24 protein-coding genes are annotated in these 24,682 nt (G+C 35.0%); 16 read left to right on the forward strand and 8 right to left on the reverse strand.

Annotation, left to right across the window (positions count from 1 at the left end):
- Position 1: 1 nt before the first annotated feature.
- The 5 genes from BLT57_RS10665 to BLT57_RS10685 form a co-directional block, all read right to left on the reverse strand.
- Positions 2–1,861: a DNA topoisomerase IV subunit B gene (locus tag BLT57_RS10665; protein ID WP_091425585.1), complete on the reverse strand. Its 1,860-nt coding sequence runs from the start codon at positions 1,859–1,861 to the stop codon at positions 2–4.
- Between the two features lie 137 nt (positions 1,862–1,998).
- Positions 1,999–2,676, reverse strand: a complete 678-nt coding sequence (locus tag BLT57_RS10670; RefSeq protein ID WP_157717176.1) for a hypothetical protein — start codon at positions 2,674–2,676, stop codon at positions 1,999–2,001.
- Positions 2,677–2,897: 221 nt separating this feature from the next.
- Positions 2,898–3,257 carry a cell division protein gene (locus BLT57_RS10675; RefSeq protein WP_369825366.1) on the reverse strand — a complete coding sequence of 120 codons (360 nt, stop codon included), beginning with the start codon at positions 3,255–3,257 and terminating at the stop codon, positions 2,898–2,900.
- The gene (gene ychF, locus BLT57_RS10680; RefSeq protein ID WP_091425588.1) at positions 3,257–4,351 is read right to left on the reverse strand and encodes a redox-regulated ATPase YchF; all 1,095 of its coding nucleotides are present in this window, start codon (positions 4,349–4,351) and stop codon (positions 3,257–3,259) included. Before ychF ends, BLT57_RS10675 begins: the two co-directional genes overlap by 1 nt.
- Positions 4,352–4,606: 255 nt before the next feature.
- The gene (locus tag BLT57_RS10685) at positions 4,607–4,960 is read right to left on the reverse strand and encodes a 4Fe-4S dicluster domain-containing protein (protein WP_091426759.1); all 354 of its coding nucleotides are present in this window, start codon (positions 4,958–4,960) and stop codon (positions 4,607–4,609) included.
- A gap of 76 nt (positions 4,961–5,036) precedes the next feature.
- Between BLT57_RS10685 and BLT57_RS10690 the strand changes: the two genes are divergently transcribed.
- The 11 genes from BLT57_RS10690 (at position 5,037) to BLT57_RS10740 (ending at position 14,968) form a co-directional block, all read left to right on the forward strand.
- Positions 5,037–6,098: an acyl-CoA reductase gene (locus tag BLT57_RS10690; RefSeq protein WP_091426761.1), complete on the forward strand. Its 1,062-nt coding sequence runs from the start codon at positions 5,037–5,039 to the stop codon at positions 6,096–6,098.
- 106 nt (positions 6,099–6,204) lie between these two features.
- Positions 6,205–7,266, forward strand: a complete 1,062-nt coding sequence (gene serC, locus BLT57_RS10695) for a 3-phosphoserine/phosphohydroxythreonine transaminase (protein WP_091425589.1) — start codon at positions 6,205–6,207, stop codon at positions 7,264–7,266.
- Between the two features lie 10 nt (positions 7,267–7,276).
- A complete protein-coding gene (locus BLT57_RS10700; protein WP_091425591.1) occupies positions 7,277–8,227 on the forward strand; it encodes a D-2-hydroxyacid dehydrogenase in 951 nt (316 codons plus the stop codon).
- Between the two features lie 104 nt (positions 8,228–8,331).
- Positions 8,332–8,967 (forward strand): DUF937 domain-containing protein, encoded by a 636-nt coding sequence (locus tag BLT57_RS10705; protein WP_091425592.1) that lies wholly within the window; start codon positions 8,332–8,334, stop codon positions 8,965–8,967.
- 233 nt (positions 8,968–9,200) lie between these two features.
- Positions 9,201–9,632, forward strand: coding sequence for a DUF6146 family protein (locus tag BLT57_RS10710; protein ID WP_091425594.1), 432 nt, complete (start codon positions 9,201–9,203; stop codon positions 9,630–9,632).
- Positions 9,633–9,659: 27 nt separating this feature from the next.
- Positions 9,660–10,157 (forward strand): DUF6787 family protein, encoded by a 498-nt coding sequence (locus tag BLT57_RS10715; RefSeq protein ID WP_091425596.1) that lies wholly within the window; start codon positions 9,660–9,662, stop codon positions 10,155–10,157.
- On the forward strand, positions 10,157–10,489 hold the full coding sequence (locus BLT57_RS10720; protein ID WP_091425598.1) for a hypothetical protein: 333 nt from the start codon (positions 10,157–10,159) through the stop codon (positions 10,487–10,489). The genes BLT57_RS10715 and BLT57_RS10720 overlap by 1 nt, the downstream gene beginning before the upstream one ends.
- 35 nt (positions 10,490–10,524) lie before the next feature.
- Positions 10,525–12,924: a TonB-dependent receptor gene (locus BLT57_RS10725; RefSeq protein ID WP_172827447.1), complete on the forward strand. Its 2,400-nt coding sequence runs from the start codon at positions 10,525–10,527 to the stop codon at positions 12,922–12,924.
- A gap of 19 nt (positions 12,925–12,943) precedes the next feature.
- Positions 12,944–13,519: a type 1 periplasmic binding fold superfamily protein gene (locus tag BLT57_RS10730; RefSeq protein ID WP_091425601.1), complete on the forward strand. Its 576-nt coding sequence runs from the start codon at positions 12,944–12,946 to the stop codon at positions 13,517–13,519.
- Positions 13,520–13,691: 172 nt separating this feature from the next.
- A complete protein-coding gene (locus BLT57_RS10735) occupies positions 13,692–14,159 on the forward strand; it encodes a DUF4375 domain-containing protein (RefSeq protein WP_091425603.1) in 468 nt (155 codons plus the stop codon).
- Between the two features lie 38 nt (positions 14,160–14,197).
- The gene (locus tag BLT57_RS10740) at positions 14,198–14,968 is read left to right on the forward strand and encodes a CDP-alcohol phosphatidyltransferase family protein (protein ID WP_091425605.1); all 771 of its coding nucleotides are present in this window, start codon (positions 14,198–14,200) and stop codon (positions 14,966–14,968) included.
- 3 nt (positions 14,969–14,971) lie between these two features.
- Here BLT57_RS10740 and BLT57_RS10745 read toward each other — a convergent pair whose 3' ends face one another.
- Together BLT57_RS10745 and folE are read right to left on the reverse strand one after the other, a co-directional pair.
- The gene (locus BLT57_RS10745) at positions 14,972–15,256 is read right to left on the reverse strand and encodes a hypothetical protein (RefSeq protein WP_091425606.1); all 285 of its coding nucleotides are present in this window, start codon (positions 15,254–15,256) and stop codon (positions 14,972–14,974) included.
- Between the two features lie 50 nt (positions 15,257–15,306).
- Entirely contained in the window at positions 15,307–15,903 is a 597-nt protein-coding gene (gene folE / locus BLT57_RS10750; protein WP_091425608.1) for a GTP cyclohydrolase I FolE, read from the reverse strand.
- A gap of 212 nt (positions 15,904–16,115) precedes the next feature.
- Between folE and BLT57_RS10755 the strand changes: the two genes are divergently transcribed.
- Genes BLT57_RS10755 through BLT57_RS10770 form a run of 4 tightly spaced genes read left to right on the forward strand, consistent with a single transcriptional unit; the run spans position 16,116 to position 21,580 of the window.
- Complete coding sequence (locus BLT57_RS10755) at positions 16,116–18,557, forward strand: DUF5916 domain-containing protein (protein WP_091425610.1); 2,442 nt, start codon at positions 16,116–16,118, stop codon at positions 18,555–18,557.
- A 50-nt stretch (positions 18,558–18,607) separates the two neighbouring features.
- The gene (locus BLT57_RS10760; protein WP_091425611.1) at positions 18,608–19,276 is read left to right on the forward strand and encodes an ABC transporter ATP-binding protein; all 669 of its coding nucleotides are present in this window, start codon (positions 18,608–18,610) and stop codon (positions 19,274–19,276) included.
- 9 nt (positions 19,277–19,285) lie between these two features.
- Positions 19,286–20,050, forward strand: coding sequence for a TIGR02757 family protein (locus BLT57_RS10765; RefSeq protein ID WP_091425613.1), 765 nt, complete (start codon positions 19,286–19,288; stop codon positions 20,048–20,050).
- Between the two features lie 42 nt (positions 20,051–20,092).
- Complete coding sequence (locus BLT57_RS10770; RefSeq protein WP_091425614.1) at positions 20,093–21,580, forward strand: S10 family peptidase; 1,488 nt, start codon at positions 20,093–20,095, stop codon at positions 21,578–21,580.
- A gap of 52 nt (positions 21,581–21,632) precedes the next feature.
- Here the strand turns inward: BLT57_RS10770 and BLT57_RS10775 are convergent, their stop codons facing one another.
- On the reverse strand, positions 21,633–23,525 hold the full coding sequence (locus BLT57_RS10775) for a peptidase M61 (protein WP_091425616.1): 1,893 nt from the start codon (positions 23,523–23,525) through the stop codon (positions 21,633–21,635).
- 105 nt (positions 23,526–23,630) lie between these two features.
- Here BLT57_RS10775 and BLT57_RS10780 point away from each other — a divergent pair, with 105 nt between their 5' ends.
- A complete protein-coding gene (locus BLT57_RS10780) occupies positions 23,631–24,638 on the forward strand; it encodes a glycosyltransferase family 2 protein (RefSeq protein WP_091425617.1) in 1,008 nt (335 codons plus the stop codon).
- Positions 24,639–24,682: the final 44 nt, after the last annotated feature.

Below are 24,682 nucleotides of genomic sequence, written 5' to 3' on the forward strand. Positions count from 1 at the left end.
TTCACTGTTCCTCTTCAATCAAATCTAATTCAACTTTCAAATTATCTATAATAAACTCTTGACGAGTTGGAGTGTTTTTTCCCATATAAAAAGATAGCAACTCTTCTATAGACATGTCCTTATCTAACATCACTGGATCTAAACGTATATCTTCTCCTATAAAATGCACAAATTCATCTGGAGATATTTCTCCAAGCCCTTTAAATCTCGTTATCTCTGGTTTTGGTTTAAGTTTCTCTAAAGCGGCACGGCGTTCGTCCTGAGAATAACAATAAATAGTTTCCTTTTTATTACGTACTCTAAATAAAGGTGTTTGCAAGATATATAAATGCCCTTCTTTTATGACTTCTGGAAAAAACTGTAAAAAGAAAGTGATTAACAACAATCGAATATGCATCCCATCGACATCAGCATCAGTTGCGATAACAATATTATTATACCTAAGATCTTCGAGTGATTCTTCAATATTTAAAGCCGCTTGCAACAAATTGAATTCTTCGTTTTCATATACAATCTTCTTACTCAAACCATAGGAGTTGAGGGGCTTTCCTTTTAAACTAAAAACAGCTTGCGTATTAACATCTCTCGATTTTGTTATACTTCCTGATGCCGAATCTCCCTCTGTAATAAATAAGGTGCTTTCTAAATTTCGTTCATTTTTAGTATCTCCAAAATGAATGCGGCAATCTCTGAGTTTTTTGTTGTGTAAACTCGCTTTTTTCGCTCTATCTTTAGCTAACTTTCTAATTCCTGAAAGTTCCTTGCGTTCACGCTCAGCTTGAAGAATTTTTCGTTGGATTTTTTCCGCAGCCTCCGGATTTTTATGCAAATAATTATCTAAATAGCGCTTTAGAAAATCATTGATATACGTTCTTACCGTTGGTAAGTCTCCTCCCATATCTGTTGAGCCTAATTTAGTTTTGGTTTGACTCTCAAAAACGGGTTCCATGACCTTTATCGAAATTGCAGATACCACCGATTTCCGCACATCAGATGCATCATAATTTTTTCCATAGAACTCACGAATTGTTTTAACTAAGGATTCGCGAAATGCTGCTAAATGTGTTCCTCCTTGCGTGGTATTTTGACCATTCACAAAACTGTGATACTCTTCACTATATTGGGTCTTACTATGAGTTAGAGCTACCTCGATATCATCTCCTTTTAGGTGTATAATATCATATAAACGATCAGACTCGTTGATATTATCAGATAATAAGTCCTTAAGCCCATTCTCACTATAAAACTTTTCTCCATTAAATACTATGGTCAATCCTGGATTCAGGTATACATAGTTTTTAAGCATTTTAGAAACGTACTCATTTCGGTACTTGTAATTTTTAAAAATGCTATCATCTGGAATAAAGGACACTTTTGTTCCTTTACGTCTTGAAGTGTCTTTAAGAAGATCCTGATTAATCAAATTCCCTTGTTCAAATTCGGCTGAGGCCGACTTTCCTTCTCTAGTAGATTCTACTCGAAAATAATTAGAAAGTGCATTCACGGCTTTAGTTCCTACACCATTTAAACCTACAGACTTCTTAAACGCCCTAGAATCGTATTTACCTCCTGTGTTCATTTTAGACACAACATCAACTACTTTTCCAAGCGGTATACCTCGACCGTAGTCCCTTACAATAACTTTATTGCCTTGAATAGAAATTTCAATAGTTTTTCCAGCTCCCATGACGTATTCGTCAATCGAGTTATCTAACACCTCTTTTACTAGTATGTAAATCCCATCATCTGGCGACGAGCCATCGCCTAATTTACCAATATACATACCAGGACGCATTCGGATATGTTCTTTCCAATCGAGCGAGCGTATGTTGTCTTCGGTATATTTGGTTTCTTGCGACATAAAAGGATAAAAAATTGATAGGATGCTAATATAACATAACGTTGCAGAAAATGAAATAGAGATCTCACAAAGTAATTAACAATAAAAGCCCAATATTGTTGAGAACATTGGGCTAAACTATTTTTATTAAATTCAGGTTATAATTTATAAACTAGTCCTATAAATATTCTGGGCATTAAACTGGGCTGTTTTATGGCATCATTAGCATCGTCATATGTGAATTCCTGATCGTTATTTTCATTATCATTTCGTGGATTGACATTATCGTCGTCAGGACTATAAGACGTATCATGACCTTTAAGTGTGCTATTAAAAAAATAATCCAATCCAATCCCTGCTAATAAGTTGAGTTTGTCGTTTATTCTAAACTGACTTTCGGCTCCTAATCCAAGTCCGAATTGTTTCGAAGTCACATCAAAATCTTCATTTCCGCCTACATATTTAAAATTAGCTTTAAAGCTTGAATATCTTGGGCCAAAAACAATATGCGATGCTTCCGAATTCATAAAATTAGCATCTAACATAAAATCTAGACGATAGTCAAAGGCTCTTGCCTTTTCTTCAGGCACTCCATTGGTTGCATTATTAATAAAAATTCGTCTAGCATCTGCTGAATTGCCTGGGTCTAAGGTGGTATACCCTATTCCGAAACGAATTTGTAACGGAAGGCTTTCAAGCGGTCTTAGTGCTGTAGCGTTCATTTGAACTCCGAATCCTCGGTTATATCCTGTTGAGATGCCTAAGGCAAATTTAGAATCGGTTGTTGTGTCTTGGGCGTTGGTTAAAGCTATTGTCACCAATGAGATTGATAACAAAAAAAAGTGTTTTGCATTCATAGATTTGGGGCGTTTAGTTCAAAATAATTGAATAGGTCAATTACAATAACTACGAATGAAATCCCTTTTTAGACTTTTAAAATATCCAAAACACTGTTTTATCGTTAGTGCAAACGTTCTGACTCGAACTTCAAACTTTGATTCCTTGCTCTTAACAGATTTGCCATATATCGTTTTAAAAATAGCACATTCGCTAGTTTTCACAGAACACCATATGGTGTTTCAAAATGAAATTTATCAATCATTATGGTTTGATTACCTTTTTGAAGAAAAATATGCTCATGTTTAAATGCTTTAAAAGCACCAGAGACCATCTCATCAGCGAAGTAAGTTGGTGATTCAAATGCGGTGATTTTTGAGATTAATTTTTGTTTCACTCCGAAGTGTCTTGCTTCCCAAGTCACCCATTCATTTAGCGCAATTAAACCATTAGTTTTTCCAGCAACAACCTTCTCTTTAGAATGCTCTAATGATGTTTGATGAAAATCAATATTACGAGCTAAATCAAAACAGGTTTGAAGATCTGCATTAATAAAAGTATTAATCTCTATTAAAGGCATTACACATTAAATAAGAAATGCATGACATCCCCATCTTTAACAATGTAGTTTTTTCCTTCAACACGCATTTTACCGGCTTCTTTCACTTTAGATTCACTACCAAAATGCACATAATCTTCGTAAGCAATAACTTCGGCTCTAATAAAGCCCTTTTCAAAATCGGTATGGATTACTCCTGCTGCTTGAGGTCCCGTTGCCCCTATATCAATTGTCCATGCGCGAACTTCCTTAACACCAGCAGTAAAATAGGTTTGTTGATTAAGTAATTTGTAAGCTGATCGGATTAATTTTGAAGAACCAGGTTCATCTAATCCTATATCTTGAAGAAACATTTGACGCTCTTCATAATCGTCTAATTCATTGATATCTGCCTCTGTTCCAACGGCTAAAACTAAGACTTCTGCATTTTCATCTTTCACAGCCTCTTTTACTTGATCTACATATGCATTACCAGACACCGCACTCCCCTCGTCTACATTACATACATACATTACTGGCTTAGCAGTAATCAATTGTGTAGGCTTAACAAACTCCTCCATCTCATCTTCAGAAAATTCAAGAGCTCTAACCGATGTTCCTGCTTCGAGTCCTGCTTTTAATTTCAATAAAACGGCTTCTTCTTTTTGCGCTTCTTTATTTCCGGTTTTCGCAGCACGTTTCACCTTATCCAATTTCTTTTCGACCGTTTCTAAATCTTTCAACTGTAATTCCATATCGATAGTTTCCTTATCCCGAATAGGATCGACACTACCGTCAACATGTACAATATTATCATTATCAAAGCATCGCAATACATGAAGAATGGCGTCAGTCTCACGAATGTTACCTAAAAATTGATTACCTAAACCTTCACCTTTACTTGCACCTTTTACAAGACCAGCGATATCAACAATCTCGACAGTTGCTGGCAATACACGTTCTGGATTTACTAAAGATTCTAATTTTTGAAGTCTAGGGTCCGGCACATTAACCACTCCTATGTTTGGTTCAATAGTACAAAATGGAAAGTTTGCGCTCTGTGCTTTAGCATTAGACAAACAGTTAAATAGTGTTGATTTCCCTACGTTTGGTAATCCTACAATTCCGGCTTTCATAATTTAAGTTTTTGCGAGTGCAAATATAGGTTTTCCTCTCGGATTTTATTAAAAGTCGAACTTAAAAAACATCCGAAGAATAATAACAATAAATAAGCATAGAAAAACTAACCCAACAATCGCGAAAAGAGTACAACCTAAATGCTTCCAAAAACCATTATATGCCTTTTGTTCCTTTCCCATAATTGAAAGGTATAAAAAAATCCCAAATGTTCATTTGAGATTTTATTTATAGCCTAAATTTAAAAATACCCTTTATCCTTCAGGATGCATAAAACGTTGTTTCCCTAACAATTCTTCTTCAGTTTCAACATGATTATCATCGGGAACACAACAGTCTACCGGACAAACGGCTGCACACTGCGGCTCCTCATGGAATCCCATACACTCAGTACATTTATCTGGTGCAATGTAATATACTTCATCACTTATTGGCTCCTGGGTTTCTTCAGCATCTACCTCTTTCCCATTAGGCAAAACAACCGTTCCTGTTAAACTTGTCCCGTCTTTATATCTCCAATCGTCTGCACCTTCATATATCGCAGTATTTGGACACTCTGGTTCACAAGCACCACAATTGATACATTCGTCTGTTATTATAATCGCCATAGTAATTTTTCTTTTCGGTTTGCTTAAATTTGCAAGTGCAAAAATAAAGCCAAAACAGTTTATAACCAAATGGAGTATGGATTTACAACAAAGAATTAACGCTTTTGTAAAATTAGGTGAATTTTTAAGTCAGTTCACTTCGGAAGGCATCACAAAAAAACAAGGTATAAGTCATAATGATTTGTTTTTTGATAGCTTTAAACACCAAATGACATTAGCCGAAGAAGCAAATGGTTGGTTTACAAAATCCAACATGCTTTTTGCATTTGGTGGTTGGTCGAATCAACTGACTATAAGTAATATTAATCAATGGGTGTCGAAGTATAACTTTAATATTGAAACCCCGAAAAAAATAGCCATTATTATGGCGGGAAATATTCCTTTAGTCGGGTTTCATGATTTTTTATCTGTATTGATGTCTGGTCATCAGGTGTTAGTTAAACAATCATCAAAAGATAAACACCTACTCCCTTTTTTAGCTAAGTATCTCGAATTTGTTGAAATAAAATTTAAAGATCGTATCACATTTACAGAAAAGAAATTAGAGGACTTTGATGCGGTTATCGCAACGGGAAGTAATAATACGGCGCGTTATTTTGAATATTACTTTAAAGACAAACCTTCAATCATCAGAAAGAACAGAAATTCAGTAGCGGTTTTGACTGGTAAAGAAACAGAGGATGATCTAAGAGCGCTTTCCGAAGATATTTTTAGATACTACGGATTAGGGTGCAGAAATGTTTCAAAACTTTTGGTCCCAACTCAATACAATTTTGATGCCTTTTTTAAAGCAATGTATGATTGGCATCCTATTATAAATCAAGCCAAATACGCCAACAATTATGATTATAATAAAGCCGTCTATCTCATGAGCGAATTCGATATGCTAGAAAATGGGTTTTTGATGATTAAAGAAGATGAAAGCTACACTTCACCTATTGCGACCGTTTTTTATGAATACTACGAAACAGAGAGGGCGTTAATGGCAAGGCTTGAATCAGATGAGGAAAAAATTCAATGCATCGTATCTAATGGGGTATTAGAGAATGAAATTAAATTCGGTCATACCCAATTACCAAAGCTATGGGATTATGCTGATGACGTTGATACTATTTCGTTTTCGTTGACAATCTGTTAATAAAATATCGTTTTATTATCTCATTTTTTAAGAGAATTCACCACCTTTGTAAGTGATGAAAATACAAGTATTTTTTAGTATTTCTCGGAAATAAATACACATAAAAATGAAAAGACATAATTTTAGTGCAGGACCTTGTATTCTACCTCAGGAAGTCCTATTACAAGCCTCGGAAGCAGTCATGGATTTTGATAATGGTTTGTCATTATTAGAAATATCACACAGAAGTAAACCATTTGTTGATGTGATGGAAAATGCGAGAGCATTAGCTCTTGAATTACTTGGCCTAGAAGGTAAGGGCTATAAAGCTTTATTTCTTCAAGGTGGAGCAAGTACTCAATTTTTAATGGTTGCGCTGAACTTATTAGAAAAGCGTGCCGGTTATCTAAACACTGGCACTTGGAGTGATAAAGCTATTAAAGAAGCTCGGATTTTTGATGACGCCTATGAGGTTGCCACATCTAAAGATGCTAATTTTAATTACATCCCTAAGGGCTATGATATCCCTTCGGATTATGATTATTTTCATTGCACCTCTAACAACACTATTTTTGGCACGCAAATGAAAGAATTTCCAAATGCTCCTATTCCAATGGTTTGTGATATGAGTAGTGATATTTTTTCACGACAAATAGATTTCTCGAAATTTGATTTGATTTACGCCGGAGCTCAAAAAAATATGGGGCCTGCTGGAGCGACGCTTGTCGTTGTGAAAGAAGATATTCTTGGAAAAGTATCTCGTAAAATCCCATCCATGATGGATTACAAAGTTCATATAAGTAAAAGTAGCATGTTCAACACGCCTCCTGTATTTTCAGTATATGTATCCATGTTAACCTTACAGTGGCTTAAAAACTTGGGAGGAATATCTGCAATAGAAAAAGAAAATCAAAAGAAAGCGCAACTTATTTATTCAGAAATAGACCTTAATCCTTTATTCAATGGATTTGCTACCAAAACCGATCGATCAATGATGAATGCGACGTTTACTTTGGCTAATGAGGATTTAAAAGAAACCTTTGAAACTATGGTAAAAGAAGCTGGCATCAATGGTCTCAACGGTCACAGAAGTGTTGGTGGCTATAGAGCATCCATGTACAATGCCTTGCCCTTAGAAAGTGTAGGTATTTTGGTGGACGTAATGAGTGAATTAGAAAGAAAAGCATAAAATAATTTAAATGAAAGTATTAGCAAACGATGGTGTTTCACAAAGTGGAATTGAGGCATTAGAAAAAGCCGGTTACGAGGTTTCAACAACAACAGTAGCACAAGAACAATTGATTAGTTACATCAATGAAAAAAATATTGATGTTCTTTTAGTGAGAAGCGCAACTACCGTGCGTAAAGATCTTATTGATGCTTGTAATAATTTAAAAATCATTGGTCGTGGTGGTGTTGGCATGGATAACATTGATGTCGAATATGCTCGCAGCAAGGGAAAACATGTTATTAATACTCCGGCTGCTTCTTCGCAATCTGTTGCAGAACTCGTCTTTGCTCATCTCTTTGGAGGCGTTCGTTTTCTCCATGACTCAAATCGCAATATGCCACTTGATGGCGATACAAAATTTAAGGCTCTAAAAAAGAATTATGCAAAAGGTGTAGAACTTCGCGGAAAAACACTTGGTATTATAGGTTTTGGAAGAATTGGACGAGAAGTTGCAAAAATTGGTCTTGGCATTGGCATGAAAGTCATTGCTAGCGATAAATTTGTCGGTCAAGCAGATATAAAAGTTGAATTCTATAATGGCCAATATATTAATGTAAGTATCGAAACAGAACCTATGGAAGATGTATTAAAACATGCAGATTTCATTACACTTCACGTACCTGCTCAAAAAGAGTATGTCATTGGAGAACAAGAATTTAATTCAATGAAAGACGGTGTAGGTATTGTGAATGCGGCTCGTGGCGGCGTCATTAACGAAGTTGCAATGGTCAAAGCCTTAGAGAGCGGAAAAGTAGCGTTTGCTGGTTTAGATACCTTTGAAAGTGAGCCTTCTCCTGCCGTTCAAGTTTTAATGAATGGTCGAATTTCGTTAACCCCACATATTGGTGCAGCTACCAACGAAGCACAGGACAGAATTGGCACAGAACTCGCAGAACAAATCATTAATATTTTGGGCTAATTAAAAAAAATGTGACTAATGTAAAAAAAATGAGTCCTAAGTATGTTAGGACTTTTTTTTGTACATTCAAAGTCCAAATTAATTTAATAAAAAGATAATATATTATGTCAGGAATTTTAGACTTATTAAACAGTGATTTAGGAAAAACTATTATTAGCGGTGTTTCAGGATCAACTGGAACAGACCAAAACAAAACCAGTAGCGTTTTAACAATGGCTTTACCAGTATTGATGAAAGCAATGGAGCGAAATGCGTCGACACCGCAAGGTGCCGAAGGATTAATGGGAGCTCTTAGTAATAAACATGATGGTAGTATTTTAGATAACCTTAGCGGTTTATTTGGTGGTGGCGTAAATGAGGATGTCAAAAATGATGGCGAAAAGATTCTTGGACATGTTCTTGGAAATAAAAAACAAGGCGTTGAAAAGATTCTTGGAGAGAAATCTGGATTAGATGCTGGATCTGTTGCTAACATTCTTAAGGTTGCTGCACCGATTTTAATGGGTGTTTTAGGAAAACAAGCGAAACAAAACAACGTTAGCTCATCAAATGACATAAGTGGATTATTAGGTGGAATGTTAAGTGGCAATTCTGCTCAAGAAGAACAAAGTTTCTTAGAAAAGATTTTAGATGCTGATGGTGATGGTAGCGTTATTGACGATGTTGCTGGAATGGTTCTAGGAGGTTCTAAAAAGAAAGGCGGTCTTGGAGGTTTACTCGGGGGGCTTTTCGGAAAATAAAATAACTCATTTCCTTATAGAAGCCAAACACATGTTTGGCTTTTTTTTTTAGAAACATACTGCATATCACTATAATATTACATTCACTCATTAAAACCCCTACTTCACTCATTATCGGTTTTAAATTAAAGAACAGACATCTACATTTGAGACATCATAATCAATAACATTCAAATCCTTAGTTTATACATATCATCTAAGGTTTGATTTTTGTAACTTTAAATAAAAATGCCATGAGACACACTATTTATCTTTTATTAATGACCCTATTCCTTTTTAATTGTGGTTCCTCGAAATCAGCTTTAGGTTCATCCGATCTTGCTAATATCCCAGAAGAAGACATCGTTAGAATTGCTAATGATGATATTGAATACGAAATCACCATTATCGAACCTGGTTTTAATAGTTGGTTAGCTTCAATTGCCAGGCCAAAAGGTTATTACTCTCAACAATACATGGAAACTCGAAATAGAATCTTTGTGCAGGAATGGAACAATCGCGTGTTACTACCACAGCGATTCGATCCTAATTTGTATGAACTGCAAATAGATTATCAGCCTAATATCAATTATGGCTATGATGTTAATTATAAATTATATAATTATTTCATTTACTTCCAATTAACTTACAAGCAACAATTATCGACGTTTATTCCTAGAATTTAAATTATCTTTGCATGGCAAAATTAGGCTATGCTAAAAGACTTTAAATCTCGTTGGGATATCAAACATAACTGGCAACTCTTATTTCCTTTTTTAGGAATAACTGGTCTAGCCTATAGTGCCTATAAACTCGCATTGCGGTTTACCAATACATTATCAATTTTTATTACAATTGGTCTAGCCGTAATTTGTTTTTATGTCCTTGTCAAATTGACTTTATTTTTGTTTAAAAAGTTGGAGCATAAATGGATTGTTGAGCACCGATGGGAAATGATTAGAATTTTCATCGTATTCGCAATTACGGGATCATCATCTTTATTTGTTGGTCGACCTCTTATGAAACTCATTGGAATTACTAAAGAAAACTTAAACCCTATTCTTTATTGGATATTATTTATTATTATTGGGCTCATTTTCTATCAGATTCTTCTGGTTTTCTTTGGATGGGTATTCGGTCAAGGTAAATTTTTCTGGGAATTTGAAAAGAAAATGCTTAAACGTTTTGGCTTAGGAAAGCTAATCAATTAATGATTATAAAAACAACGCACATATCGACCCGCTTAATCATTATACTTACAGCCATTGTGCTGCTCTTGCCTTCTGCTATAAAATTTACTCATGCATTAAATCATCATGAACATGAAGTATGTCTAGAAAAAGGACAGACTCATTTTCATACGGTTGATATTGATTGTGATTATTACAAGTTTAAACTCAATACCAGTTTCTATTTTAAAATCAATGTCCCACAGGTTCAAAAAAACCTTAATGTTAATGTATTAAAGTTACCATATTATTCATTCTTAAAAAGTCATCAGCAATTAACTTCGCAGCTTCGAGGCCCTCCATTTTTAGTGTAAATACCTATTAAAATTATTACACTAAAACATTCATAATGAAATATTTATTACTGTGTATTGCGTTCATGACGGTAAGTCTGAGTGCATCGCAAAATTGTTCTTACACGTTTTTAGGAGAGCTCTCAGATTTTCACGATGCATCCCCTATTTCTGGAGCTACTATCTATATTAAAAGTCTAGATAAGTATGTTGTTTCTGATATTGATGGTAAGTTTAAAATAGAAAACCTGTGTAAGCAGCAAATAATTCTGGTCATTTCTCATATTGGTTGTGAAACCAAAACATTGAGTTACAACATCACTGGTGATGTTTTTGAGTCCATTCAACTAGAGCATCATATTGAAGCCCTCAATGAGGTTGCGGTGACCACGAATGCTACTCCTAAAGAATCCACGACCGCTCAAGAAACCGTTTTAAAATCAAACACATTGCGGAAATACAGTGCGTTAAATTTAGGAGATGCTTTAAAGGAAGTAACAGGTGTCTCTTCTATCAATACTGGCAATAGCATCGTAAAACCTATGATTAATGGCATGCATAGCAGCCGATTATTAGTCTTAAATAATAATGTCCGTATGCAAGATCAAGAATGGGGAATTGAACATGCGCCGAATATTGATATAAATTCTGCTAATCAAATATCTGTGATTAAAGGTTCAGGAACTCTAGCCTATGGTGGTGATGCTATTGGTGGTATTATTGTTATTAATCCGGTTAATAGTGTTTTAAAAGATACATTATATGGGAAAACTGTAATAGGTGGACAAACCAACGGACGAGGTTATAATTTGTCAACAACGCTTAATAAAAGTTTTGCTTCAGGCTGGTTTGCAAATGTTCAGGCAAGTTTAAAACAAAATGGTGATTTTGAAACTCCAGACTATGTATTAACTAACACTGGATTGAAATCAAATAGTGTCTCATTTAGAGCTGGAAAAAAGCAATTTGAGAGCGGCTTTGAAGTTTTTTATAGCTACATTAATAATGACATAGGTATACTACGTGCCTCGCACATTGGTAACATCAATGATTTAGTAACTGCCATAAATAACATACAACCACTAGTAATTGAGCCGTTTAGTTACGATATTAATTCACCAAAACAAGAGGTTACACATCACCTGTTTAAAGCCAGTTACTATAAAAGATTTAGAAACTTTGGGAAATTAAACCTTCAGTATGATTATCAGAATAATCAACGCTTTGAGTTTGATGTTCGTGTTGGTAATGATCGTAATAAACCTGCTTTAGATTTGACTTTGCAAACACATACATTTACTGCAAATACCATTCTTGACGCAAACAATGACTATAAGCTAAAGTTTGGCGGACTGGGTCGTTATCAAAATAATTTTGCTAATCCAGATACAGGTGTGAGACGATTAATACCTGATTATGATCGTTATGATTTTGGTGGATACATAACTACGGAATGGTTCTTTAATGAAAAAACAACCTTGGATGCTGGTATTCGTTATGACTTTAATAGAATTGATGCTAAAAAATTCTATCAAAAAAGTAGATGGGAAGAACGCGGATATGATGTTGACTTTGCGGATATAGTTATAGAAGATCTGGGCACACAATTATTAGTAAATCCCGTATTTGATTTTCACAATGTGTCTATTTCCGCAGGTATAAATTACAGTCTTAATGATACTAGTAATCTCCTTGTGAACTACAGCTTAGCGAGCAGGCCACCAAATCCATCTGAATTATTTAGTGACGGCTTACATCATTCAGCCGCTAGGATTGAGCTTGGAGACCTGAGACTGGGTCAAGAGATTTCAAATCGTTTCTCTGGAACATATAATTATAACACTGCGGCATTTAGCTTATCAATAGAGGCCTTTTATAATCGTATTGCAGATTATATGTTTTTAAAACCTTTTGGCATAGAACAAACCATTCGTGGTGCATTTCCGGTGTGGAATTATGAGCAAACAAATGCTAGCTTATATGGTTTAGACGTTTCTGCAAATTATGAGTTTTCAAATCGGTTAATACTAAATCATAAATCTGCGTATATCAAAGGTGATGATTTAACTAACAATACCGCAATTATTGATATCCCTGCCTTCAATACCATTAATGAAATCACCTATCAGAATCCAAAATGGAATAATTTTTCTGCGAGTCTGAAAAGTGAATGGGTATTTGAGCAAACAGAATTTCCAGATTATAACTTTGACACATTTATTGCAACAAGTAACCAAACGGTTGTAGTAGATATTAGCACACCTCCTCCAGCCTATCATTTATTACATTTTTATAGTGACGTAAATTTTAATATTTCAGATAAAACTACACTTAATATTGCCCTCAGTATTACAAACCTATTAGATACAAATTATCGATCATACCTTAACCGATTGCGTTATTTTGCTGATGACCTCGGAAGAAATATGATGATTCAATTACAATTAAATTATTAAACAAGAAAATAAATTACTTATGAAAAATTTAAAATTTTTATGGATTACAGTATTAAGTTTAATCCTTACATTTTCGTGCTCGAGCGATGATAATGACAATCCATTACCTGTGAACGAAGAAGAAGTGATAACAACAGTTCGTATCACATTAACACCTCAAGGAGGTGGCACAACAGTGGTTTTTCAATCACAAGATCTCGATGGGGATGGTCCAAACACCCCTGTAGTTACCATTTCGGATGACCTAATATCATTTACAGATTACAATGCGAGTATTGAAATACTAAATGAACTTGAAAATCCTGCTGAAGACATTACCATTGAGGTTGAAGAAGAAGATGAAGATCATCAATTCTTTTACAGTTTCTCTAATGCTTCTAATGCGACTGTAACCTATACTGATGCTGATGAGGATGGAAATCCCGTAGGCCTGTCGTTTATCTTAAGCACTGATGATGTTAATACAGAAACTTTAGTAGTCACATTAAGACATGAACTTAACAAATTTGCTGATGGCGTAAGCGATGGCATTATTACTAACGCTGGTGGTGAAACTGATGTAGAAACTGCTTTTACATTTAATGTTTCAAATTAATAGCGTTAAAGTTCTCGAATAAATAGGCACAGTCTTGTCATCGTATTAACGACTAGGACTGTGCTTTTTTATCTTTTAAGGTCATAAAGAATAAATTTGTCAATTCAATTATAGCACACTTTATGACTAAGAAATTAGCCCTATTTTTGCACTACCAATATGGGATTATAAGATGACCGAAATAGACTTTGCTTTAAACCAAACTCAAGATACTGAAATCATAGAACTTGTTGGTACTGTGCTATGGAATAAATCCAGTGAATTAGGCTCATTTGAAGCCTTATCGCCACCTGAACAAACCTTCATTTATATCGATATTTTTGAAAGTGAGCTTTTAAACGGTGGCTTATTTGATTTCTTTTATAATACATCAGGAGCGTATGCCCATCAAGTGCTAGAAGCATACCAAGCAATTGGCGCATATGATTCAGTAAACATTGTAGCGCAAGCAATACATTGTTTTCCTGAACTTCCGATCCCAAAAGATATTTTTAAAAGACGATCATATATGGCAAATTTAGACGATACGATAAAGACACAATGGGAAAATTTAGAAGTTTCATTTTTGGATTCTAAAGAAGATATTGTAGCTCTTTTAATAACATATATTAAAGCTCATAAAACTCGCTTTGAGTACTAACCTGGTATATTCCACAACACTACTTTTTATGATATTACATGTCCAAATTACCTAAAGCACACAAATTTATTGATTTATCAGACTATGGTAGGCCTTTAGCTAGAATCATTGCTATGGCCTTAAAAGACACTAGCTTTACTCCTATTCATGTAACCTTAGCCTTTATTATCTCTGGATTATTAGGCATATACTGTATTGTTTGTGGCCATTATTGGGCAGCTGCATTCTTTCTGATTTTAAAATCTATTTTAGATGCTGCAGATGGCGAGCTTGCAAGAATTAAAAACACTCCATCATACACTGGACGTTATTTAGATTCAGTTGCTGATATACTTTTAAATGCATGTATCCTGATAGCTATTTGGTTTGTGAGTGATGCCAATCTTTGGGCTACTATAGTGGCTTTCATCGGTATTCAATTGCAAGGCACCTTGTATAATTATTACTATGTTATTTTACGGAATAAGTTCAACGGAGATACTACAAGTCGAATATTTGAAAATAAAACTCCACAAGCCTTGAAAGGAGAAAAACAACATCATGTGAATGTTCTTTTTGGATTGTACAAACTCTTATATGGTAGTTTTGATAAAACGATATATGCCTTAGACAAAAATGCACGTCACGGCAAAACTACTCCGAATTGGCTAATGACGGCCATTTCGACTTTTGGACTAGGATTTCAACTCTTGCTAATTGCTTTGTTCTTGATTATGGGGTTGAAAGACGCTATTATTCCTTTCTTCATTGGTTATTCAGGAATGATATTCATATTTATAGCCATTAGGAAAATAGGCTACAGCAAATAATATTTAATTAATATCAATTATTCTGTCTTCTGTTGAAGTTTCCGAAGAAAACACATAAGTATATACCCACATAATGGTAAAAGTTGGAATAAAATCGGTGCCAGGTATAATTTCTTCAATAAATGAAAATATCCCAGCTAATTTCCCTTTAGTGCCTTTATAAAGCTTAGTCATTAAGTATCCAGAAAGTGGTGCCCATAAAATATCAATAAACGGAATCATTCCAATGGCATCAAACAGAATACTTAAAATTAATTTTTTGTTTTTTGAAGCGTCTCGCAAATTCATAGTTGTTTATAATTTACTTATATAGAAGCAAATAGTGTTCCATAATTTCCTTATGACAATTTTTCGCTAATCAATTTTAAAAACTCGGTACGTGTCTTTATTTTTTCAAAGGCTCCTCTAAATCCTGAGGTTGTAGTAGTGGAATTTTGTTTCTGCACCCCACGCATCATCATGCACATATGTGAAGCTTCAATAACTACCGCTACACCTTCTGGTTTCAAAGTCTCATTAATACAGTCTAGTATTTGTTCTGTGAGTCGCTCCTGCACCTGCAAGCGCCTCGCAAAAACATCGACAATCCTTGGGATTTTACTCAAGCCCACAATGTGACCATTAGGAATATATGCAATATGTGCTTTTCCGAAAAAAGGAAGTATATGATGTTCACACAAAGAATACAACTCAATATCTTTAACAATGACCATTTCATTATAAGACTCCTTAAACATGGCGCTTTTTAAAATTTCTGCAGCATCTTGATCATATCCCTGTGTTAAAAACTGCATGGCTTTAGAGGCGCGTTCAGGAGTTTTTAGTAACCCCTCACGCTTGGTGTCTTCTCCAAGATCAGCAATAATTTGTTCATAGCGTTTTTTGACATCATCTGTCACTTGAATATTATATTCTTCAAATTTTTGGTATGGCATGTTATCCTGTAATTAATGTCCAATAAATGTAGTTAAAAAAAATACAACACCCATTCCTTAATCCATTATAATAAGATTAACAGTAACAGCTGGTTTTTAACTTTTACTTATGAAAATACAGCGTTAAGCATGGGTAATTTTGTGCAACTAACTTTTACCGAAACCTCTTAATACTTTTTTACAATTAAAAGTATTACAAATAACCTATTTTGATGCGTTTGCGTTCAATACTGACTCTAATATCTGCTTTGCTTTTTTTGCAAATATATGCACAAGACAGAAAGACCCTTAATATTACACGAGCGAATAAAGCACCTGAAATTGATGGTATTCTAAACGATGAGATATGGGAAACTGCGGAAATAGCGACTAACTTCATACAGTTTAAACCGGAAATGGGTATCACCTTATCTCAAAGTGAACGCACTGAAGTAAAAATGACCTTTGATGATGAGGCCATATATGTGTCTGCTTACCTTTATGATAATCCAAATGAGATTATGAAGCAACTAACGGCAAGAGACAATTTTGGCCAGTCAGATTTCTTTACTTTAATCCTCAACCCTAACAACGATGCACAAAACGATACCCAATTTATTGTATTTAGTTCAGGCGTGCAAGCCGATGCAATTGCATCACCGAGTATTGGGGAAGATTTTAGTTGGAATGCTGTTTGGGATAGCGCTGTAAAACTTCATGATGATGGTTGGTCATTAGAAATGAAAATTCCATATAGAACTTTACGTTTTGATAATCAAGAAGTACCAACTTGGGGTTTACAATTTCATAGGCATTTTAGACGATTTAGATCACAGTATAGCTGGAACCCAATTGATGTTACAAAAGGAAACGTGGGATTGTATCATGGCCAACTCAAAGGGTTAAAAGGCGTTGAGCCACCAACGCGTTTAATATTATATCCATTTACTACAGGTATTGTAAATTCATTTGATGGAAATACTCAAACTGATATCACTTTTGGAATGGATGTTAAATATGGTATCACCGAAAACTTCACTTTAGATGCAACCCTAGTTCCTGATTTTAGTCAAGCTGGTTTTGACAACGTGGTTTTAAATCTCGGTCCTTTCGAACAGACCTTCTCTGAACAGCGTCAGTTTTTTACCGAAGGAGTAGATCTCTTTTCTAAAGGCGGATTGTTCTTTTCAAGACGAATTGGTAGTGCTCCAACAGGTGAATTAAATTTGGCAGACAACGAATCCGCCAATGTGCCAAATGAAGTTAAAGTACTGAACGCCATAAAAGTATCTGGAAGAACAAAAAATGGATGGGGAGTTGGAATATTTAACGCGATTACCGAAAAAACATTTGGAAGCATCATTAATGAAGATACAGGAGTGAGTCGTCAAGCTGTTGTTGAACCTTTTACAAATTATAATATCCTTGTGGTTGATAAGCAATTTAGGGGAAATTCATCGCTTAGCTTAATTAATACAAACGTCATGCGAGAAGGTAGTTTTCGTGATGCTAATGTAACCGCTGCGAGAGCTGACATCGTTAATAAAAAAAACACCTTTAGATATGTGGCGGAAGCTAAGGTAAGTCAAGTCAATTATCAAAATACTGATTCTGAACTTGGTACAAGTACTTTTTTATTCCTCGGAAAAGTCGCAGGAAACTTTCGTTATAGTTTTGATCATAGCTATGCCGATACCAAATTTGAAATCAATGATCTCGGACTACAATTTAGAAATAACTTCAATAATTTTGGTGCCGATGCGTCCTACGAAATATTTAAACCAAAAGGTAAACTCAATAGCTATCGTGTGAATGCCTTTGTTAACTACAGAATGCTCGCCAACCCAGGAGTATTTACACAGTTTAATTTTGGAGCAAGATATAGAGCATCTACAATAAAACTAGATGCTTATGGTTTTCGTCTTAATGTAGAACCCGGCAAGCAGTACGACTATTTTGAATCACGTGATGGTCGACGATTTATATTTGAAAACTTCGTAAGTACTGGAGGATGGATCTCAACTAATTATAATAGGGTATTTGCTATCGACCTAAGAGCAAATGCTGGCGCTTTATTTGAAGAGGGTAGAGATTTATTTACTTATGATTTTGAAGTGAGTCCGAGAGTACGTTTCAATGACAACTTTTTAATGGTATACCGCCTTAATTTTAATCATAGAAATGGGGATCGTGGTTATGCAACGGCTGTAAATGACGAATCTATTTTTGGAGAACGTAACCGTCAAATTGTGACAAACAGTATTTCGGCTAATTATACGTTTGATCCATTTAACGTCTTGGCTCTAACTTTTAGGCACTATTGGGATACGGTCGATTATGATTATGAGTTATTTACTTTACAGGATAATGGCCGGTTAACAACGTCAAGCGGGTTTAATAGAGACAATATTGGTGATGATCCTAATATAAATTTTAGCACATGGAATATCGACCTCAGCTACTCTTGGCAATTTGCTCCTGGGAGTTTTTTAACTGCACTTTATAGAAATCAGTTGTTTAATATTGATAATACCTCTGCATCATCATTTGGAGACAGTCTCAACGCCCTATTTGACCAACAAATACAAAATACATTTTCTCTTCGTTTACAGTACTTTATTGATTATAATGAGGTCAAAAAAATCATTAAAAAAAAGAACAAATCTAACTCTTAAATTGCGCAACACAGCTTAAAGTATTAACTTGACAGCTTTATACAAGGTGCATGATAACAGCAAAAAATATTCATAAATATTATGGTGATTTACACGTTCTAAAAGGTGTAGATCTACATATAAATAAAGGTGAAATTGTCTCCATTGTCGGCGCTTCAGGAGCTGGAAAAACGACATTACTTCAAATTTTAGGAACCCTAGACCAAATTGACAAAGACAAAGCTGGCGAACTCATTATTAATGACGTATCCGTCGCACAATTAAATGATAAAGCTCTAGCTAAATTTAGAAATAAGCATATTGGTTTTATTTTTCAGTTTCATCAACTATTACCAGAATTTACAGCTTTAGAAAATGTTTGTATTCCCGCTTTTATCTTCGGAAAATCACAAGCACAAGCAGAAACTCGCGCGAAAGAATTACTAGATTTTCTGGGTTTATCAGAGCGCTATGACCATAAACCTAATGAGCTATCTGGAGGGGAACAACAGCGCGTTGCTGTAGCTAGAGCATTGGTTAATAACCCTGATTTGATATTTGCTGATGAACCTTCTGGAAATTTGGATAGTGAATCTGCCGAAAACTTACATAATCTCTTTTTTAAACTACGTGACGAATTTGGTCAAACTTTTATTATCGTAACACATAACGAAGACTTAGCAAATATGGCAGACCGAAAACTTACGATGGTGGATGGAAAAATCATGGATGAACTATAATTTCAGGTTTTGAATAAAAAAGAACTCAAAGAATTTTTAGACGCTAAGGTTGTTCAATATAACCACCCCAATTTTATCGAGTCTGATCCCATTCAAATCCCTCACCTATTCTCGAAAAAAGAAGATATTGAGATTTCAGGATTTTTAACTGCAACTATTGCTTGGGGAAATAGGAGGAGTATTATTAACAATGCTCATAAAATGATGGATTTACTCGATCATTCGCCCTATGATTTTATATTAAATCATTCTGAAACTGATCTTGAACGACTACAATCATTTGTTCATAGAACCTTTAATGGAAATGATTTTACACAGTTTGTAAAGAGCCTAAAGCATTTGTATACTGCTCATAACGGTCTAGAGGCCGTATTCTCCAAATATTCAGAAACGAATAGCCTGCAACTATCTATTCATAAATTCAAAACGCATTTTTTCGAAATACATCATTTGGATCGCACCAAAAAACACGTGAGTGATCCCTTAAAAAATTCAGCTGCTAAACGCATTAACATGTTTTTACGTTGGATGATTAGAAATGACAATACTGGTGTTGATTTTGGGATTTGGAACAGCCTCAATCCTGCTCAGTTATCCTGTCCATTAGATGTGCATTCTGGCAATGTAGCAAGACAACTCAAGCTGTTGAAGCGCAAGCAAAATGATGCTAAAGCTTTAGCAGAATTAGATAAGTCACTACGTCAACTAGATCCAATCGATCCGGTAAAATATGACTTCGCCTTATTTGGTTTAGGCGTTTTTGAAGGTTTTTAAAATCTGTTGGTTATCTTTAGCTCTTAATTAAGAGAATCAACCATGAAATTAAAAATCCTATTCATTTTTACATTGTGCAGTAGCATCACTTTTGCACAAGACCTACAAATCCCAGTCGACACAACTATCGTCACTAATCACAGTACTACTATAAAAGGACAAACCGTAAATTATCAAGCGACGACCGGATTTCAACCTGTATGGGATAAAGATGGTCATATCACCGCTTCTTTATACTATACCTATTATAAACGCACCAATGATAAAACTGGCATTAAGCGTCCGTTAATAATTTCCTTTAATGGCGGACCTGGTTCTGCATCAGTATGGATGCATGTTGCTTACACTGGACCAAAAGTACTTAACATCGACGATGAAGGATACCCTGTGCAGCCCTATGGTGTAAAAAGCAATCCGAATTCTATTTTAGACGTTGCCGATATTGTTTACGTAAATCCAGTAAATACGGGATACTCAAGAAAAGTGAAACTTAAAGATGGGAAATATGCTGAGGATAAAGAATTCTTCGGAATAAATGCCGATATCAAATACCTCGCCAGTTGGATTAATACATTTGTCACTAGAAATAATCGCTGGGAGTCCCCAAAATATATTATTGGAGAAAGCTATGGAGGAACGCGAGTCATGGGATTAGCTTTAGAGCTTCAAAATAATCAATGGATGTATCTTAATGGTGTTATAATGGTGTCCCCTGCAGATTACAAAGTGTTGCGAGTTGGTGGACCAGTATCGTCCAGTTTGAATTTACCATATTATACTGCAGCCGCTTGGTTTCATAAAAGCTTGCCAGCAGAACTTCAGAAAAAAGATCTATTAGACATCTTACCAGAAGCTGAAAACTTTGCGGTTAATGAATTAATGCCTGCCATTGCAAAAGGGGGTTTTATCTCCGATTCCGAACGAAAAACTATTGCTAATAAAATGAGTTACTATTCTGGACTGTCAGAAAAAGTGATTCTTCAGCAAAATTTAGATGTCCCCAATCGGTTTTTCTGGAAAGAGTTGCTTCGCGATAAAACTGGACAAACCATAGGACGATTAGATTCGAGATATTTAGGCATTGACAAAGTAGAAACTGGAATCGGTCCAGATTATAGTGCCGAACTCACCTCTTGGCTACACTCGTTTACCCCAGCCATCAATTACTATATTAAAAATGAGTTGAATTTTTCCACTGATGTCAAATACAACGTGTTTGGTGATGTAGGTAATTGGGACCGCACTAATGATAATGTGAGAGATAACTTGAGACAAGCCATGGCACAAAATCCGTATTTAAAGGTTTTGACACAGTCTGGTTATTACGATGGTGCAACTACCTATTTCCAGGCTAAATATAGCATGTGGCAAATTGATCCAAGTGGTAAAATGAAAGATCGATTTACTTTTAAAGGCTATCGTAGCGGACATATGATGTACTTAAGAAATGAAGATTTAATAAAGGCAAATGATGATTTGAGAGAATTTATAAAAACCTCATCTGCTAATGGAAAAGCAGCAAAGTATTGAATAAAAAAAGGCTTCCTATAATGGAAGCCTTTTTTTATATCATCTCCTATGATTATCCCTTTAACCAAGCTTTTCTTAGGTTCTTTTGTGTTTCTGTGGCAGTCTCATCTTCCACCAATGTTTGACTTTTCGCAATAGCTTTAGTCAATGTTGTTTTAATTGCTATTGGTTTGCCATTACGCTCTAAATCCATAGTAATTTCCTGACCCTCTTGCCATCCAAACATACCTCCAATTACTTGTTGAGCATTTTGAAGTGTTAGATCTTGTCCGTTAACTTTTTTAATAATATCTCCTGCTTGAACACCCTGCGCTTTCCAAAATGAGTTATTTAATGCCATTGGTGAGAAGAATATGGTGCCTTTTGCTTGATCTCCATCAAAAATGATATTTTGACCACCTGCAAAAATATAATTGGTTGGTACTTCCTTTTCACCTAAAGTTAAACCTACTTTCGAGAAAAACACATTATAATCAATTGGTGTTTTTCCTTCTACGTGCGTATTTAAAAATTCACCTACCGAAGGATATGTCATACTAGTTATTTCAGCTACAATATTATCATCTTCGAATGGTTTGTCTTTACCATACTTTGCCGATAATTCTTTCATTAAAGATAACATACTTCTATTGCCATCGCTCTCTTCACGCATTAAAATATCAATACACATACCAATTAATGCTCCTTTTTGATAAACATTAATATAATTAGAGGCATAAGGCTCTTCAAGTACATTCTCACTCATTTCAGTAAAACTCATGGTATCATCCATATTGAGTGAGAAGTTGATTTTCCCCATCATCGTGTTATAGAATTCTTCATTAGTCATTAAACCTTCATATACCTGGAAATGTTGTGCAAAGTATTCTGTCACTCCTTCATACATCCATAAATGTTTTGAAAATGTAGGGTCGTTGTAATCGAAGTAATGCACATCTTCAGAATGCACAGATAAGGGCGTTACAATATGAAAAAATTCATGTGCTACAACATCAGTCATAGATTTTGCTAAACCAGCTTTAGGAGAAGCTTCAGGTAATACCACAACCGTGGATGTATGGTGTTCTAGAGCTCCAAACCCTTTAGGTGAGCCTTGGCTTCCATCAGATAAGTACAGATAGATATCATATCTAGGAGTACTATTAACAGCTCCTAAATACATCTTTTGAGCTTCCATCATTTTATAAACAGTTTCTTTAAGGCTTGCTGCACTATGGACTTTATTCGGAGAATACACGCTAAGTACAATTTTAATATCACCAACCATAAACTCCTCGACATCCAACATCCCATACATCATTGGATTATCGGTAATATCAAAATAACGAGGTGCGAAATAAGATGTCGTAATTTGTGTACCATCCGAACTCGATGTTGTATTGGTGTTCTGTAAAGCCGATGTTCTTTTAAACGTTGCTGGTGCCGTTACATCTAACGTATATTGTGCGTTTTTTAAAGAATCAAAATACCCAATAAAACCGTGCAAATTTAATACGTAGTTGTTAGGTTCTATATTAGTTCCCGATGGGGAAAATGGCACTTCTTCTCCTATACCGCCTACAGCCTCTTGATCAAAAGTATCATTCGCCATATATGATATTTTATCCAGTTTTGTAGCATTTGCAATGGTCCATGTATTATCATCTACTTTTGTAACAGTCATTTCATTTCCATCGTAATCGAAAGCTTTGAAATCATCAATATATTTTCCAAAGTCACTCACCGAATAGGTTCCTTGAACCACTTTTGGTAAACGATATGTTACAGTCTCTTCAGTAAATCGACCAGGGTTAATCGTTACAGGGGCTTTGTCATCAATAATAGCCGATAAATTAATAGACGTCTCTATTGGATTAGCTGTTGCTAAATCATTTACAGTGGACTTAGATGCGCCACAGGCCACAAGTAAAGCACTTATAGCAAATGTTGTAAGAATTCGTTTCATATTTTTATTTTAGAGTGTATTTCAAATTTTAACATTTGACTGGCAAATCTACAATCTGTTACCATTAGTTTAGCTAAGGTTTTGTTAAAATAGTATTTTTGTAACATGTCAAATGCCCTTATAAGTATCGTCATTCCGTTTAAGAACACGCTAGCTTATTTACCTGAGTGTCTAAATTCTATAATAAAACAAAGCTATCAACATTGGGAGCTACTTATCGTAGATGACCATTCTACAGACAATAGTTATGACTTGGTTCTCAGTTATGCAAAAAAAGATGATCGTATAAAACTTTTTAAAAACAAAGGGATTGGTATTATTGAAGCCTTAAGATTAGCCTACTCTCAAAGTTCAGGTACCTATATCACGAGAATGGACAGTGATGACATCATGCACTCAGATCGACTTAATATAATGTCCAATCAGTTACAACATTATGGGACTGGACATATGTCTTTAGGTCAAGTAAAATATTTTAGCGCAAATGGCATTGGCGATGGCTATGCGACCTACGAAACTTGGCTCAATGGTTTAACACAGACTGGCACTAACTATTCTGAAATTTACAAAGAATGTGTCATTCCCTCTCCATGCTGGATGGTGCATAAAATAGATTTCGACGCTTGTGGCGCATTTCAACCAAATCGGTATCCAGAAGATTACGATCTTACTTTTAGATTTTATAAAAATAAAATTAAATGTATTCCTTCTAATAAGGTTTTACATTATTGGAGAGATTACAGCACAAGGGCTTCTAGAACACATGAACATTATGCTGAAAATCATTTTCTAGAACTTAAAGTGCACTACTTCTTAGAACTAAATCATGATGCTTCGAGGCCACTTACGCTTTGGGGCGCGGGACAGAAAGGAAAAAAAGTAGCTCAGCTTTTAAAAGGTCTTGAAATAGAATTTATTTGGATATGTGACAATCCGAAAAAAATCGGCAAACATATATATGACGAACTTCTACATAATTTCGCTAATTTGAGTTCTCTTGAAAATCCGCAAAGTATTGTGACCGTAGCTAATCAAAGTTCACAAAAAGATATTAGAGCTTATTTTAAGACGCAAGGGATGCAATCTATGGTAGATTATTACTTCTTTTGCTAATACTATTCATAAACGTTAAAATTCTCCAAAGCAAAAGCAACTAA

This window comes from Formosa sp. Hel1_31_208 (assembly GCF_900104785.1).
Lineage (GTDB): Bacteria > Bacteroidota > Bacteroidia > Flavobacteriales > Flavobacteriaceae > Psychroserpens.